The sequence below is a fragment of the Salinisphaera sp. G21_0 genome (genome assembly GCF_017744115.1).
Taxonomy (GTDB): Bacteria; Pseudomonadota; Gammaproteobacteria; order Pseudomonadales; family Endozoicomonadaceae; genus Endozoicomonas.
The window spans coordinates 83,269-99,328 of record NZ_JAGHQW010000019.1; the positions used below are offsets into that span (position 1 = coordinate 83,269).

Here is a 16,060-nt window from a genome sequence, read left to right on the forward strand (position 1 = left end):
CCGAAAAATCCTTTTGGCTGGTTTTCGTCGCGATATCAACGTGGCAACCCGGCTATATCTGGTCATATACGTATGCCCGTGCAATTAAATGCTGATAAGGCGGGCAGATATAAGGGTGTATAAAACTTGCGTATGAATGGCGGAGTGGTAGGATTGCCGCCATTTTAGTTGCTCAGCCTCCTGCAGCAGACAGATTTAAAAGTGTGTACAAATATGTGTACGAAAAAAATTCAAAGATTTTGAAAGGCGGAATAAGTTTTGGAAATTAATAAGTTAAGAAACGTTGCCATTATCGCCCACGTAGACCATGGCAAGACTACGCTGGTGGATAAGCTGCTGCAGCAGTCAGGTACTCTGGGTCGTAAGGACCAGGGTGCTGAGCGTATCATGGACTCCAATGACCAGGAAAAAGAGCGTGGCATTACCATCCTGGCCAAGAACACCGCGATTGAGTGGCAAGATTTCCATATCAATATCGTTGATACCCCGGGACACGCTGACTTCGGTGGTGAAGTTGAGCGGGTGCTCTCCATGGTTGACTCGGTTCTGCTGCTGGTGGATGCCGTTGATGGTCCGATGCCACAGACCCGCTTTGTGACCCAGAAGGCCTTTGAGCAGGGCCTGAGCCCGATTGTGGTGATCAACAAGGTTGATCGTCCGGGCGCTCGCCCTGACTGGGTTATGGATCAGGTGTTTGATCTGTTTGATCGTCTGGGCGCTACGGATGAGCAGCTGGACTTCCCGGTGATTTACGCCTCCGCACTGAACGGTGTTGCCGGTGATGACCCGGACAACCTGGCTGATGATATGACGCCGCTGTTTGAGATGATTACTGAGCGTGTGCCTGCACCACCGGTCAATGTTGACGGTCCTTTACAGATGCAGATCAGTGCCCTGGATTACAACAGCTACGTCGGAGTTATCGGTATTGGCCGTATTACCCGTGGTGTACTGAAGCCTGGTCAGCAGATTGTGCTGGTGGATCGTGACAACAAGCAGCGTAAGGCCAAAGTGCAGCAGGTCATGGGGCATCTGGGGCTGGAGCGTGTTGAAGTGGCGGAAGCCCGTGCCGGTGATATTGTCTGCATTACCGGTATTGATAAGCTGAACATTTCTGACACGATCTGTGACCCTGAACGTCCGGAAATGCTGCCGCCGCTGACGGTTGATGAGCCAACAGTCAGCATGACCTTCCAGGTGAATGACTCTCCGTTTGCTGGTCAGGATGGCAAATTCGTTACCTCCCGTAATATCCGTGAGCGTCTTGATCGCGAACTGATCTCAAACGTAGCGTTGCGTGTTGAGCAGGGCGATGATGCGGATAAGTTCAAGGTGTCCGGCCGTGGCGAGCTTCATTTGTCCGTTCTGATTGAAACCATGCGCCGGGAAGGGTTTGAGCTGGCGGTTTCCCGTCCACAGGTGGTGGTAAAGGAAATTGACGGCGTTAAGCAGGAACCCTTTGAGCACGTAGTGGTGGACATTGAAGAACAGCACCAGGGGCCGGTTATGGAAGAGCTTGGCCAGCGTCGTGCTGAACTGAAAGATATGGTGCCGGATGGTAAAGGCCGCGTGCGTCTTGACTTCATTATGCCGGCCCGTGGTCTGATCGGTTTCCGTTCCCAGTTCCTGACCATGACTTCAGGTAGCGGTATCCTGACCTCCATCTTCGATCACTACGGCGAAGTCAAGGGTGGGGAAGTCGGCCAGCGCAACAACGGGGTTCTTATCTCCATGGTGAATGGCAAGGTGCTGGCCTATGCGTTGTTCAGCTTGCAGGAGCGTGGCCGTCTGTTCATTAACCCTAACGTCGATGTCTATGAAGGCCAGATTATCGGGCTGCACAGTCGCGATAACGATTTGACGGTAAACCCGACTAAAGCCAAGCAGCTGACGAACATTCGTGCGGCAGGTACCGATGAGAATATCATTCTGACACCGCCGGTTCGCCACTCTCTGGAGCAGGCCCTGGAGTTTATTGATGATGATGAGCTGGTTGAGGTGACGCCCAACTACATCCGTATTCGCAAAAAGTTCCTGAAGGAACATGAGCGTAAGCGTGCAAGTCGTTCGAAGTAATACTGGCGAATAACTGAAATACTGTATGCAAAACCCCACTTAGTGTGGGGTTTTTTTATGGCCCTAACCAGGGGTTGCCGGGGTATGGGACCGTGGTCGTTAGCTGAGTTATAATCGCTGCAATAACAAGGCATGCCACAAAGGTATAACCCGGTGATGCTATCCAGCCTTCCAGAAAGTGAGGGTTACGTTTTCCCTCCGCTAAAAAGTGTCTTTTCTTTTCATGTTTGACCCGTTTGCTTTTATCTGCCTTGTAGCGCTGTCGCATTTGTTCAATGTCGGATGTTGTCAGGGGAGATACCGGGGGCCTGTTGCTTTTCTGGCTCAGTCGGTGAGAGACCAGAAAGCCGTATTCCAGCGGTGAGGTGAGTAATATGACCGGGTTGATGTGCGGGTTGTCGTAGAGTTCAGGAATGGTTGCAAACAGGTCTTCACCATTGTCCAGAACCACTGCTGGCGAGGACGTCAGATCGGTGCTGACGGGCCCCGGACCCAGTACTTTGCTGGTGGCTATTCGGTTGTGGCTGATATCGATATCAACAATATACAGATTCGCTGACAGGGCGATGCATTGCAAAACAGCATGCCGCTTCTCCTTAACCCCCTTGAAGCTCTCCAGCATTAACATTTCCGGGCAAACCCGGGTGTTGCTAATGGTGGTTCTGGTTAATAGTTCAAACAGCTTGTTATAGAGCTCGTCATCATGGGCGAGATGCTTATCCAATTCCGTGTGATGGCTCAACCAGACCGCAAGGTCATCCTTGCTCTGCTCAAGGATGAACGTTTCAAAGACGTTTTTCTCTTTTTTATTTAAATCCAATGCTGGCTGAAGCAGTTGATTCAGCTCATCATCCGCCGTTCTGCCTGCCGAAATAAGCAGTTGTGAAAGATATAGATAAAATTGTTCGGGTCGACAGGTATGCAGGGCTTGTAAAGCCGTCAGGGTATATTGCCAGCGATCATGCTGTTGGGTTTCAGGATTGGTCGAGTAAATCTTAAAGCCCGTCCTGGCTACCCATTGCTGAATCATTATTTGATCATCATCAGAGAAGTACCGGGATGCTCTGGCGGGTATTGCCATTAAGATGATCAAAAAGACCACAATTGTTTTAATTACTTTTCCAGGTTGGTATTTCATATTCTTCGGGCTGTTGCTGTTTTATTACCCTCTCCTGAGAGGTCGGTGTACGTAGCTGAATGGCGTGGTGTTATCAGTAGAGGAATGTTTATATTCTAAGTCTCAGACAGGTTGTCGCCGAATTAGTTCAAGTTATGTTTTTAAAAGTGACGACGTGCCCTTTGCCGCAATAACCGTTTAAGGTTAAGGTTAGGCATTGTTCTGGTGTTTTCCTGAAAGGATTTTCCATGCGCACCCTGTATCCCGCCATCAAACCCTACGCTACCCGGCACCTGCAAGTTGATGATATTCATGAGATATACATTGAAGAGTGTGGTTCTCAGGATGGGATACCGGTTCTTTTCGTGCATGGTGGACCGGGTGCCGGTTGTACAGAGCAGGATCGCCGTTTTTTTGATCCGGAAAAGTATCGGATTATTCTTTTTGATCAGAGGGGTAGTGGCCGCTCCAGACCCCATGCTGAACTGGAGCACAACAATACCACTGCGCTGATTGCAGATATGGAGCTGATTCGCGAAAACCTGGAGGTTGAGCGATGGCTGGTATTTGGTGGCTCCTGGGGCTCAACACTTTCGTTGCTCTATGCCCAGGCGCACCCGAAGCGTGTGTCAGGATTGGTTCTCAGGGGAGTTTTTCTTTCCCGGCAACAGGATCTTGACTGGCTTTATAAAGAGGGAGCCAGCAGAGTATTTCCGGATCACTGGGCGCACTTCCTGGAGCTGATACCGGAAGGTGAACGAGGCGATCTTCTGGAAGCTTATTATCAGCGGCTGTTTGGCGAGGATGAATTGGCCAGAATGAATGCTGCCAAGCACTGGTCTTTATGGGAGGGCAATACGGCAACCTTGCGACCCAACCATGAACTGGTGGATCATTTTGCTGATCCACACCTGGCCTTATCCCTTTCGCGGATAGAGTGTCATTACTTTAAACATAAGTCCTTCATTAACCCGAATCAGATTATAGAGAAGATGAATCTGATATCAGCCATTCCCGGCGTGATCGTGCATGGGCGTTATGACATGATCTGTCCGCTGGATAATGCCCAGGCGCTTGCGGATCACTGGCCGCAGGCAGATTTGCAGATTATCCGGGATGCCGGTCATGCCTCCTGTGAACCGGGCATTGTCGATGCACTGGTCAGGGCAACGGATGATTTTGCCCGAAGATTGGCTCCATAAAAGCAGGGCGTATTGGAAAAACAACTCGAGATGTATCGATGAAAGGTTTGATTCAGCGGGTCAGTCATGCCAGCGTGGTGGTGGATGGGGAAACGGTTGGAGAAATCGGTTCCGGCATTCTTCTGTTGCTGGGTGTCGAAAAAGGGGATGACCTGGCTCTGGCGGATAAACTGCTGGAAAAAGTGTTGAAATATCGAATTTTCAGTGATGATCAGGGCAAGATGAACCTTGGTTTGCGCGATGTGGGGGGCGGCCTGCTTATTGTTTCCCAGTTCACCCTGGTTGCCGATACCCGTAAGGGATTGCGCCCGGGTTTCAGCGCCGGTGCCTCTCCTGAGCAGGGAGAAAAGCTATATCACTACTTTGTTGAGCGGGCTGAAGCTCTGCATCACAATGTTGCCACCGGCCGCTTTGGTGCAGATATGAAAGTTTCCTTGCTCAATGATGGGCCGGTGACGTTTCTGCTGGAGTCTTAGCGTCAAATACCGAAAAACAGAATGGATCATCAAGCCCGGTAACAGGCTGATGATCCATGTTTTTTGGCTACAGTGCAGCATTATCATCCCCGGAAGCATCTGTTTCGACCGTTTTGAATACCTCCATTTCAAACTCAGGCTTGCCATTGAGGGGAAGCAGGGATGGCATGCCTTCAGCATCTTCCTTGTTGAAGAAACAGTAAGTTGACTCATCAACAGGGGGGGGCTCGTAGGTGTAATTCACATAGCCCTCTTTCACTCCTTCAAGTTCCACATCTTCAGCTTCCAATCGCGTCGGGTCAAAGTCGCTTTTGTCAAGCTCGGCCAGATAACGCTGATGGTAGAAGTATGGAGTAATTTTATCGGCAATCGCTACAGGCCCCGGGCTTACTGCTGCAAGGCCGGAAAATATCACCTGGCCGGCAGGGTAATAGTATGGGCCAAAAAACGCATTTGCTGTTAGACAGCAAAGCCGCTTTGCAAAATAGCCAGTAACTGTATAGTCGACAACAGCTTTAACAGCCCTGGGGCCAAACTGTACAGTTATACCTCCGCCAATACGTCCAGCTATATACATGGCTAAGGGTCGAGACACGGGCTCGGAAGAACCGATAAGCCTCTTGGTAAATCGGACTATTCCGTTTGTTATGGCAGAACCACTCATGGTTGACCTCCTTATTCAAATTCTTTTGATATATTGTTCTAGACTATGAGGTTTCGGAAAAGTTCCGCCAATGTTGGCTAATTGGGCAAAATAATTGCAAATAAGGCGATAGAGGGCCTGACATTGGGTGTCAGGCGGGTATTATTACATCTGCTCGACGGTTTCAATGCCCAGCAGGCCAAGACCCAGCTTCAGGGTTCTGGCGGTCAGGGCGCAGATCTGCAGGCGGCTGTTGCGCAGGTCTTCAGAAACGCCTTCCTTGTTCACCGGGCATGCTTCATAGAACTTCATAAAGGCACCGGAGATGTCGTACAGATAGGCGCACAGCTGATGTGGCAGGCCTTCTCTGGCAACGGATTCAATGGTTTCACTAAAGCGGCACAGCAGCAGGGCCAGCTCCCGTTCAGCATCGTTCTCAATCAGGATGTCACCAGCGAGGTCAGACTCGCTGATACCGGCCTTGCGGAAGATGCTCATAATCCGGGTGTAGGCATAGAGCAGGTAAGGTGCGGTATTGCCCTCAAAGGCCAGCATGTTATCCCAGTCAAAAACATAGTCGCTGGTCCGGTTTTTGGAAAGGTCCGCATATTTTACCGAGCCAATGGCCACAGAGCGGATCACATTTACCTTCTGTTCTTCTGAAAGGTCGCCGGATTTACTGGCAATCAGGGCTGCTGCGCGTTCTTCCGCCTCGTCCAGAAGGTCTGCCAGCTTGATGGTGGTGCCGGCACGGGTCTTGAACGGTTTGCCATCTTTGCCCAGCATCATGCCGAAGGCGTGGTGTTCCAGTGACGCGTGGTCAGACGCAAATCCTGCCTTGCGGGCAATGGTGAATACCTGGTCGAAATGCTGTCCCTGGCGTGCATCTACGTAATAGAGAACGCGATCGGCGTTCAGGGTATGGCAGCGGTGACGGATCGCCGCCAGATCGGTGGTGGTGTAAAGGAAACCACCTCCGGACTTCTCGACGATGACGCCCATTGGGTCGCCATCCTTGTTTTTGAACTCATCCAGAAAGACTACCCTGGCACCGCTGTCTTCGCTCAACAGTCCCTGTTCATCCAGCAGCTGGATGATCACGGGCAGGCTGTCGTTATAGGCGCTTTCCCCCATCACATCAGCAGTGGTCAGTGAGACATTCAGGCGGTCGTAGGTATCCTGGTTGTGTGACAGGGTGGTATCCACCAGTTTTTTCCACAGTTTCAGGCAGTACTCGTCACCGGCCTGCAGGCGGACCACATAGCTTCTGGCGCGGGTGGCGAAGTCCGGGTTTTCATCAAAATGCTTCTTGGCTTCGCGATAGAACGTTTCCAGGTCAGAAAGCTCCATGCTCATGGCTTCCTGGTTCTCTTTCTCAAGTTCCTCCAGGTGGGCGATCAGCATGCCGAATTGCGTACCCCAGTCCCCCAGGTGATTCTGGCGGATCACCTTGTGTCCGAGAAACTCCAGGGTTCTGGCGGTTGAGTCGCCGATAATGGTGGAGCGCAGGTGGCCAACGTGCATCTCTTTGGCAACGTTCGGCGCTGAGTAATCAACCACCACGGTTTGCCTGTTGTCGGTCTCGGCAACACCAGCCCGGGGATCGTGGACGGCAGACTGAAGACTGCTGGCCAGCCATTGGGGGGCGAGGTGAAAATTGATGAAACCGGGTCCGGCAATGTCAACCTTGCTGGCAATGCCATCAAGGTCCAGATTATCGATCACTTTTTGTGCCAGTTCCCGTGGGTTCATACCCATTTTTTTGGCCGCAGCCATCACGGCGTTGCACTGGTAATCACCAAAGTTCGCCCGTGCGCCGGGACGAACCATGGCCGGGGTCCCCTCTGGAGCACCCGCAGCAATAAGCGCTTTGATGACCTTGTCTTCAAGCAGCTTGAGAATATTCATGCATGAGTCCTTGGTTAAAACTCGCTGGAATTTAAATGGCGGGAATGCTATCGAAAAAGGCCATTTGTCTCAATAGAAGCAATAGCCGTGCTTGAACTTATATCAGTAAGGCTGGAGATAATGGTATCTTTATCCGGTTGTGTTCATAAACAGCCGGGCAAACACAGACCTGACATAGATAAGTTGAGAGATATGACATCCAGATCAAACAATAGCAGGCGGGGAGCCAGTAAATCGACCAATGCCGGTAAATCAGTCGGTGTGTCTCTGCCCAACTGGGCCTGGCTGCTGGCAGGTCTGGTTATTGGTGTGTTTGCTGCGTTTCTGGCAGGGCTGACGCCCTCTGCCAAAGATGTGCGCAGCGTAGCCGGGCAGGTCAAGTCATCGTCCGGGGATGAACAGAAAAAAGATAATCAGCCGGTGTTTGATTTTTATACCCTGCTGCCCGAGTCGGAAGTGACGGTATCCATTGCGGAGCCGGAACTGAAACCGGAACCAGTCTCTGCCAAAAAACCAGAGAGTAAGCCGGATCAGAAACCGACAGCCAGCGCTAAAAAATATCTTCTGCAGGCCGGTTCCTTCCGCAGCGACAAGGATGCCGAGCGACTCAGGGCGCAATTGCTGCTGGAAGGTCTGGCACCCAGAGTTGAGAAAGTCAGTGTTGGCACAGGGGAAACCTGGCACCGGGTGCAGCTGGGACCATTTACCGACCGGGCCTCACTGCACAATGCCCAGGAAGTGCTGGCCAGAAAAAACATTGATAGTCTTCTGTTACAGCTGAAATAGAAAAAAGCGCAATTACGGGCGGGTTTTCTCTTCCGCCCCTCTTGATAATTTATTTACCTGCCCCATATAAGGCCCTGTAATCCGTTTTTATTAAGGAGCGAGCCTTGGAACAGTATCGTGGCACAACTATTCTGTCGGTACGTCGTGGCGGCAGTGTCGTGATCGGTGGTGATGGCCAGGTTTCGCTGGGTGATGCCGTAATTAAGGGCAACGCCCACAAAGTACGCCGACTGCATAAAGGCAAAGTGATTGCCGGGTTTGCCGGTGGTACCGCTGATGCCTTTACCCTGTTTGAGCGTTTTGAAGCCCAGCTGGAAAAACACCAGGGACGACTGACCAAATCAGCGGTTGAACTGGCCAAAGAGTGGCGAACCGAGCGGGCCCTGCAACGTCTGGAAGCCATGCTGATCGTTGCTGATGCCACTGCCTCCCTGATTATCACTGGTAATGGCGATGTCATGGAGACGGAAGATGGCATCCTGGCCATCGGTTCCGGTGGTTTTTATGCCCAGGCAGCTGCCAAGGCACTGTTTCACAACACGGAAATGGGTGCCCGGGATATCGTTGAAAAGAGTTTGGGTATCGCCGCAGATATCTGTGTCTACACCAACTCAAACCAAGTCATCGAAGAGCTTCCTGCAGCTTGAAACAATAGCGATCTAACGAGTTTCTGATATGTCAGATATGACACCCCGTGAAATTGTCCATGAGCTGGACAAACATATTATTGGCCAGGACGAGGCCAAACGCGCTGTAGCCATTGCCCTTCGAAACCGCTGGCGCAGAATGCAGTTGAATGAAGATCTGCGTAACGAGATCAGCCCGAAAAATATTTTGATGATCGGCCCCACCGGGGTTGGTAAAACCGAGATTGCACGTCGTCTGGCCAAACTGGCTAATGCGCCATTTATCAAGGTGGAAGCCACCAAGTTTACCGAAGTGGGTTATGTGGGCCGCGATGTCGAGTCCATTGTCCGTGACCTGATGGATGCTGCCATCAAAATGCTCCGTGAGATGGAGATGGAGCGCGTTCGCCACCGTGCGCTGGATGCCGCTGAAGAGCGCATTCTGGATGCCCTGCTGCCGCCTCCCCGTTCTTTTGGTGAAGAGTCTCAGCCCCAGGACAACTCAACCCGTCAGGTGTTCCGCAAAAAACTCCGTGAAGGTGATCTGGACGATAAAGAGATTGAGATTGATGTTCGTGAAGCGGCCATGGGTGTTGAAATCATGGCACCTCCTGGCATGGAAGAGATGACCAGCCAGCTGCAGAACATGTTCTCAAACCTGAATACCGGCAAATCCAAAAAGCGGAAGCTGAAAGTCAAGGATGCCATGCGTCTGGTTCAGGAAGAGGAAGCAGCCAAGCTGGTTAATGAAGACGAGCTCAAGACCAAGGCGGTTGAAGCTGTTGAACAGAACGGTATCGTCTTTATTGACGAAATTGATAAGGTGGCCAAGCGCTCAGGGGCTTCCAACGCCGATGTCTCCCGTGAAGGTGTTCAGCGTGACCTGCTGCCATTAATTGAAGGTTGTACCGTTTCTACCAAGTACGGCATGGTGAAGACGGATCACATTCTGTTTATTGCCTCCGGTGCGTTCCACCTGGCCAAGCCTTCCGATCTGATTCCAGAGCTACAGGGACGTCTGCCCATCCGTGTTGAACTGAAAGCGCTCTCTTCTGAAGACTTTATGCGTATTCTGACCGAGCCTGATGCGTCTCTGACGGAACAATACCAGGCGCTGATGGCCACAGAGTCTCTCAATATCGAGTTTGCCGACGATGCCATTCGCCGCCTGGCGGAGGTTTCCTGGCAGGTGAATGAGCGTACTGAGAATATCGGTGCCCGCCGTCTCCATACAGTGATGGAGCGTCTGCTGGAAGAGGTTTCCTTTGGTGCTGCAGATCTGGCCTCTGCCCAGGATGGCGCGCCACTGAAGATTGATGCGGCTTATGTTGATAAACACCTGGGTGAACTGGTTCAGGATGAAGACCTGAGTCGTTATATCCTCTGATGTATTATATGGAGTGGTCAGTACCCTGCTGGTCACTCCTTTTCAGCCTCTTACTCTTTGATAATGAGTGGAACCCCCGCCCGAAATGACTACTCCAATTCCTTCCGCCATTAAACTGCATAAACGCTCCAAAACCCTGGAGATTCAGTTTGGTCATGACACGTTCCAGCTGGAAGCGGAGTTTCTCAGAGTATTAAGCCCTTCTGCCGAGGTTCGTGGTCATGGCAACCCTGTTTTGCAGACCGGAAAACTGAATGTGGCCATCACCGGCGTGGAAATGGTTGGCCAATACGCCATCAAGCTGATTTTCGACGATGGGCACGACAGTGGGATCTATGACTGGGGCTACCTTTATGAACTATGCCATAACAAGGCGGTGATGTGGGATGAGTACCTGCGGGCTCTGAGGGATGCGGGTGCCAGCCGTGATCCGGATGTTTCCGTGGTTCGTCTTTTTCAGTAACTTGACATTAATGCCCTGCCTGCTACGTTACATGTAACATAATCACCATCATGAAAACTTAGCCACGGAGGCGTTATGTCTACCAATACTAACCAGCCCAAAACCACCCGGGAACGTGTAGAAAGTCACAGAAAAACACTGCGTCAGGCTGGTTTGCGCCCTTTACAGATCTGGGTTCCTGATACACGGGTCAAAGGCTTCGATCTGGAGTGTCAGCGACAATCTGCCATGCTCAAGTCCGATAAACTGGAACGCGACACCATGGACTGGATTGAAAAAACCAGCGACGATGAGGGCTGGGCATGAAGCGCGGCGACATCGTTACCGTCTCAATCAAGGGAGACTATGGCAAACCCCGGCCAGCCTTAATCATCCAATCCAACCTGTTTCCAGAGCACCCTTCGGTCACTCTTCTGCCAATCACAGGAGAGTTGAGGGATGTACCCTTATTCCGCTACACCCTGTTTGAAAGTAAAGTAAACGGGCTCAACAAAACCTCTCAAGTGATGATTGATAAAATCACCACCATAAAAGCAGACAGAATCGGCAAAACCATCGGCTCACTCAGTCAACAAGAACTGACAGAGGTCACTCGGCTGATGGCCTTGTGGTTGGGAATGGCCTGAAAGCGCTTCACCCACAATGGATTCCCGGGAGCGAGAGCAATCAACAATGAACGGCAATTGCCCCCCATCATGGTCAGGATTTCGGCCCCGGGATTGTTCTGCCTTCTCGAGCATCAATATTAGCTGCTCACGTTGTTTCTTCCTGGCCAGCTCCAGAGGTGTCTGGCCATGGCAATCCCTGGCATGGATATCAGCGCCGCTATCAATCAGAACGGGCAAAGACCCAACGGCATTTCCCTTAACAGCAAAATGCAGCACCGTCTCGCCTGTACCGGTGGTCGCATGGATATTTGCCCCATTACGGAGCAGGAATTGTGCACTCTCTACCCTGTCTGTCTTTATGGCCATGTGCAGGGGCGTCAAGCCAGCAGCCGACTTGTTATTAACATCTATCCCTTTGTTAATCACGATTTGAGCACAGTCGATCTGGCCACACTGGGCAGCGATATGCAAGAGAGATGTCCCTCCCTGCATCTGATTGAGGTGAATACCAAGCTTTGCCATCTCATCAATCAACAGCTCCATGCATGCGATATGACCACGGCGAACAGCATGCAATGCGGGGGTATTGTTTTTGTCATCCAGGGCACTGATATTGGCATCGTTGTCGACTAGCACTTGCACACACTGCCTGTGACCGCCCATGGCGGCCAGGTGCAGGGGAGTCAGGCCCTGTTCAGTCTTGATGTTAATATCCGCCTTGTAAGCCAAAAGAAGCTGTACGCTCTCCAACTGGCCCGACTTTGCGGCTAAATGCAGAGGGCGCGATGCCATATTACCCCTGGCATTAATATCAACACTGTCTTTATATTCCAGCAGCACAGCCATACAACGGATTCTGCCAAACTGGGCAGCGATGTGCAGGGGGGTATGGTTCATCTTATCCACAGGATTGACACTCGCCCTTTTGTCCATCAGCAGCAACCGAAGGCATTCGCTGTGACCATATTTGCAGGCAAAATGCTGGGGCGTCCATCCCCCACCGCGTTGGGAGCTTACGATCAGCGCCTGATGCTCAAGCAAGACTTTCATACACTTTACACTCCCTTCCCGGGCCGCAATATGCAGAGGCGTCAGGCCATAAAGAGTCCTGGCATTGATATCAGCCCCCAGCCTGATCAAGGTCTGCAGATACTCCACACTGTCGAACAGGGTCGTATTATGGATGGGGGTATTGTGGCCCTCTGTGAGGGCATGGATATTGGCACCATGCTTGATCAGGATGTCCACGGAATTCCGCTGGGGAGTAACGGTGGCCCTGTGCAGAGCGGTTATACCGTCACTGTTGGCCGCATTGACGTCGTGCCCGGCACCAAGCAAAAGCTCCACACATTCCACATGGCCATTCTCAGCGGCACTGTGCAGTGGCGACCAGCCAGAGATGGTGCTGGCTTCAATAAACCCGGCACCATGAGCCAGTAAAAGTTTTATACACTCTGGATACCCTTGATGGGCAGCGTTGCTCAGGGGCGACAGGTTCCTGTTGTTTCTGCTGTTGACGTTTGCCTGCCGGTTCAGCAGTAATTCCACGCTCCGGGCCTTGCCAGCCAGGGCTGCCAGGTGCAGGGGAGTAGAGCCGTCGTTGTCCCTGGCGTCAAGCAGGCTGGCATTGCGATTGAGTAACAGTTCCATAAAGTTCACACCGCCACCAAAGGCGGCAATGTGCAGGGCTGTCTGCCCATTGTCGTCTTTGGCATTGACATCCAGCCCTTGATCAAGGAGCACTTGCAAGAAATCTATGGGGCCACTGCGGCTGAGAACATGCAAGAGTGTCTTGCCCTTGTCCAGAATGGCGTTCACATTGGCACCATGATCGAGCAGGATTTGTGCACACTTGCCATGGCCATTAAGAACGGCAAGGTGCAGTGCCGTATGATGGTGATCACAGGTGGCATCTATATTCTCTTCATACTTCACCCAACTCCTCTCACCATGCTTCTCTCTGCGCCCGGTGAAGAGCAGGGCTGCCACACAGGCATCATGCCCCATCATTGCTGCGAGATGCAGGGGGGTAGTGTCAAACAGGTCAATTTCATTGCCAATTGCCCTGAATTCAAGAAAACGCTCCACACACGTCACCTGGCCATGCAGGGCAGCACTGTGCAAGGGGCTTCTGCCCATACTGTCCCGGATATTCATATTGGCACCGTTGACGATCAATGTTTTGACACACTGCTCGTGGCCAAATTCCGCGGCAAAGTGCAGGGGCGTCATGCCGACAGAGGAGACGGCATTGACATCAGAGTTATGGTTAACAAGCATCTGTACACACGCCTCATTGCCCGTCTGGGCAGCAACATGCAGCAGCGTGACATGGCCGCCGTAGAGTGCTGAGTAAAAGCTCTGGCGGGCCAGCATGGGCTCCCGGCCCAGCCAGCCAGACAACGCCTCCATATTTCCGGAACGACAGCATTGCAGGGGCAGGGGGTCATCGTGAACAGCGGCCTGGTCAAGCAGTGGTTCAGCTGCACTGCCATGGCGAGGTACCTGCTGCACAACATCCATACTATCCACTCTGCGCTGGTCAATCCCTTTAGAGTTGTTCAGCCAGGGAGTGATGCACTGATCATGATATCGATGCTGACAAGTGGCAACGGTGATTTCTTTTTGATCAGCAAATGTCTGCAGGCACACGGGGCAAGAATTATTTAAAACGAAAGGGACGACAGGGGCTGGCGAAATAGCAGTATTCATCAGATCTCCTGACTAATGGTGGATGGCCATGGGAAGGCAGGAGAAGCGTAGCAGAGATATTTGGTCTGGCAGGGATTATCGCCAGACCAGGTTGTGTGTCAGCGGTTGGATAGGAAGAGCCGGATAAGGGAGCTGTGAGCAACGAAGGAACGGTTTGTCATTTTTTTTTGCTTGACCGGGATAAAAAACAAAATTTGATTGTCTGTTTAAGTAAATGCAATCAGAGGCATCAATACCATGGATATAAGAGGTGAGCACACTTCTGCAGCCAGCTCTTCATTTCCGTTACCCGCTCAGGCCAATGACAAAAAAAGCAAACGCAAAAAAACGGCGGCAAAACGCGAAACACCACTCCCGGTGGATCATTCCCACCAGCCCACAAAGGGCAAAAAAACAAGAAAGATTATCGTAACTGAAAAAATTGTCGAGCCCATGATAGCGTCCGCCCTGTCCACTTCCAAAGCGTTGAGCGAGCAACAGGTAGAGCTGGGCAAGCAACTGACTGAGGCGGCCCGAGCTGGCAACAAGGATGCCGTGGAAGCATTGCTTGATCAGGGCGCGGATATCAATATGAACTGGAGGACAGATAAATGTCCCATTGCAGCAGCAGCCGGGGAGGGTCATCTTGGGCTGGTGCGCTACCTCCATGAGAAAGGGGCAAGGACCGACAAGCTTTTTTCATCACCGATCATGGAAGCAGCCAGACATGGCCATGTTGAAGTTGTAAGTTACCTGCATCAGGCAGGCGTCAGTGAAGATATCTGCATAAACTGTGACACCCCGATCGATGAAGCCATCGTTGGGGGGCACATTGACGTAGTGAAGTACTTTATTGAACAAGGTGCAAACGTCAACGGCTCTATGAAAAGCTTTAACATTCCCCTGTACCTGGCGGCCAGTTCGAAGCACCTCGATATAGTGACATTATTGGTTGATAACGGTGCTGATATTGACGGCTGCAAAACAGGCCGTAAGACCCCGATCTGGATTGCAGCCAAAAAAGGCCACCGTGATATTGTGCGTTTTCTGATTGCAAAGGGTGCTAACGTCAATGCATTCAGTTCAGGCTACGAGACTCCGATCTGGGTTGCGGCCCGAGCTGGTGACCATGATCTGGTTAAGTACTTGCTCGAACAGGGGGCGGATCTGAACGCCAACAGTACCGGCTATGGGACCCCGATTCGTGCTGCGGCCCAGGCCGGTGACCGCGAGCTGGTCAAGTACTTTCTCGAACTGGGTGCGGATGTGAATGCCAACAGTGTCGGCAGCCTTACCCCGATCTGGGCAGCGGCCTCGGCCGGTCACTACGAGTTGGTCAATGACTTGCGCCGTGCAGGGGCAACCTTTGAAAAAAACAGCACAAAGCATGAAACCCTCATCTCGGCAGCTGCCATGGGCGGAAGCATGAAACTGGTTAAGGAATTGCTTCAGGAGGGCGGTTACATCCAAACCCGTGGTGACTACATTCCCCTTATGAATCGGGCGAAGGAGTATCAACGGAATCAGCTGCAAGAATACCTGGAAAAAGAATATGATCTTTTGCCAGACCCGCTTGGTCCCAGGCCCAGGAAAAAAAGAAAAGAACGCTGATTCGACATCTGCTTATACACAGTGGCAGGATCTTTGCCAGGGTGACTGATAAACATTTCAGAAAAATGAACTTCTGAACCGCACAGTAGTCTGCTTTTTATATTTTCATGAATTAATGAAATATAATTATGGATAGAAGTTCTGGTGGTGTCAGTGGTAAATGCGCAAGATCAAATAATGTTTACAACCGACCGGATGACCATGCCGCTTCTTCAAGGCGTGGGCGATATAGACATGCCACAGTCAGACAATTGGATAATCCCCCCCGCACTCCCCCGGGGCGTAATGAATTTTACCATTCTTCTGGTGCACGCTCTTCTCAACATCTACAGTGTCGCTTGGTAAACCCTGCTCAAGATTTTAATGCCCTCATCAAACAGGAAATAATGGCTGATCTGGTAAGTAAATCCGATCGTTTCGGTCATCGCTATGATGGGAGAAATCACGGTCAATACGCCAGTTCAAT

15 protein-coding genes are annotated in these 16,060 nt (G+C 51.5%); 11 read left to right on the top strand and 4 right to left on the bottom strand.

The window, feature by feature from the left end; translation table 11 throughout:
• Window positions 1-258: 258 nt before the first annotated feature.
• Entirely contained in the window at window positions 259-2,076 is a 1,818-nt protein-coding gene (gene typA / locus J7439_RS10780; RefSeq protein WP_209201818.1) for a translational GTPase TypA, read from the top strand.
• 55 nt (window positions 2,077-2,131) lie between these two features.
• On the opposite strand, the gene J7439_RS10785 is transcribed toward typA, so the two are convergent.
• On the bottom strand, window positions 2,132-3,214 hold the full coding sequence (locus J7439_RS10785; protein WP_209201819.1) for a hypothetical protein: 1,083 nt from the start codon (window positions 3,212-3,214) through the stop codon (window positions 2,132-2,134).
• Between the two features lie 227 nt (window positions 3,215-3,441).
• Between J7439_RS10785 and pip the strand changes: the two genes are divergently transcribed.
• Together pip and dtd are read left to right on the top strand one after the other, a co-directional pair.
• On the top strand, window positions 3,442-4,395 hold the full coding sequence (gene pip, locus J7439_RS10790; protein ID WP_209201820.1) for a prolyl aminopeptidase: 954 nt from the start codon (window positions 3,442-3,444) through the stop codon (window positions 4,393-4,395).
• A 38-nt stretch (window positions 4,396-4,433) separates the two neighbouring features.
• Entirely contained in the window at window positions 4,434-4,871 is a 438-nt protein-coding gene (gene dtd, locus J7439_RS10795) for a D-aminoacyl-tRNA deacylase (RefSeq protein ID WP_209201821.1), read from the top strand.
• A 67-nt stretch (window positions 4,872-4,938) separates the two neighbouring features.
• On the opposite strand, the gene J7439_RS10800 is transcribed toward dtd, so the two are convergent.
• Window positions 4,939-5,535 (bottom strand): hypothetical protein, encoded by a 597-nt coding sequence (locus J7439_RS10800; RefSeq protein ID WP_209201822.1) that lies wholly within the window; start codon window positions 5,533-5,535, stop codon window positions 4,939-4,941.
• 144 nt (window positions 5,536-5,679) lie between these two features.
• Entirely contained in the window at window positions 5,680-7,422 is a 1,743-nt protein-coding gene (gene argS / locus J7439_RS10805; RefSeq protein ID WP_209201823.1) for an arginine--tRNA ligase, read from the bottom strand.
• A gap of 192 nt (window positions 7,423-7,614) precedes the next feature.
• Here argS and J7439_RS10810 point away from each other — a divergent pair, with 192 nt between their 5' ends.
• The 6 genes from J7439_RS10810 (at window position 7,615) to J7439_RS10835 (ending at window position 11,310) form a co-directional block, all read left to right on the top strand.
• Window positions 7,615-8,208, top strand: a complete 594-nt coding sequence (locus J7439_RS10810) for an SPOR domain-containing protein (protein WP_209201824.1) — start codon at window positions 7,615-7,617, stop codon at window positions 8,206-8,208.
• Window positions 8,209-8,312: 104 nt separating this feature from the next.
• Window positions 8,313-8,855: an ATP-dependent protease subunit HslV gene (hslV, locus tag J7439_RS10815; protein WP_101749044.1), complete on the top strand. Its 543-nt coding sequence runs from the start codon at window positions 8,313-8,315 to the stop codon at window positions 8,853-8,855.
• 28 nt (window positions 8,856-8,883) lie between these two features.
• A complete protein-coding gene (hslU, locus tag J7439_RS10820; RefSeq protein ID WP_209201825.1) occupies window positions 8,884-10,221 on the top strand; it encodes an ATP-dependent protease ATPase subunit HslU in 1,338 nt (445 codons plus the stop codon).
• An 85-nt stretch (window positions 10,222-10,306) separates the two neighbouring features.
• The gene (locus J7439_RS10825; protein WP_209201826.1) at window positions 10,307-10,684 is read left to right on the top strand and encodes a gamma-butyrobetaine hydroxylase family protein; all 378 of its coding nucleotides are present in this window, start codon (window positions 10,307-10,309) and stop codon (window positions 10,682-10,684) included.
• Window positions 10,685-10,759: 75 nt separating this feature from the next.
• Window positions 10,760-10,990: an antitoxin MazE family protein gene (locus J7439_RS10830; RefSeq protein ID WP_209201827.1), complete on the top strand. Its 231-nt coding sequence runs from the start codon at window positions 10,760-10,762 to the stop codon at window positions 10,988-10,990.
• Window positions 10,987-11,310, top strand: a complete 324-nt coding sequence (locus J7439_RS10835; RefSeq protein WP_209201828.1) for a type II toxin-antitoxin system PemK/MazF family toxin — start codon at window positions 10,987-10,989, stop codon at window positions 11,308-11,310. The genes J7439_RS10830 and J7439_RS10835 overlap by 4 nt, the downstream gene beginning before the upstream one ends.
• Here the strand turns inward: J7439_RS10835 and J7439_RS10840 are convergent.
• Window positions 11,245-14,004: an ankyrin repeat domain-containing protein gene (locus J7439_RS10840; RefSeq protein ID WP_209201829.1), complete on the bottom strand. Its 2,760-nt coding sequence runs from the start codon at window positions 14,002-14,004 to the stop codon at window positions 11,245-11,247. The two genes, J7439_RS10835 and J7439_RS10840, sit on opposite strands and share 66 nt — an antisense overlap.
• A gap of 237 nt (window positions 14,005-14,241) precedes the next feature.
• Between J7439_RS10840 and J7439_RS10845 the strand changes: the two genes are divergently transcribed.
• Window positions 14,242-15,594 carry an ankyrin repeat domain-containing protein gene (locus tag J7439_RS10845; protein ID WP_209201830.1) on the top strand — a complete coding sequence of 451 codons (1,353 nt, stop codon included), beginning with the start codon at window positions 14,242-14,244 and terminating at the stop codon, window positions 15,592-15,594.
• 128 nt (window positions 15,595-15,722) lie between these two features.
• Window positions 15,723-16,060 (top strand): hypothetical protein (locus tag J7439_RS10850; protein WP_209201831.1); only part of this gene is annotated, 338 nt, incomplete at its 3' end.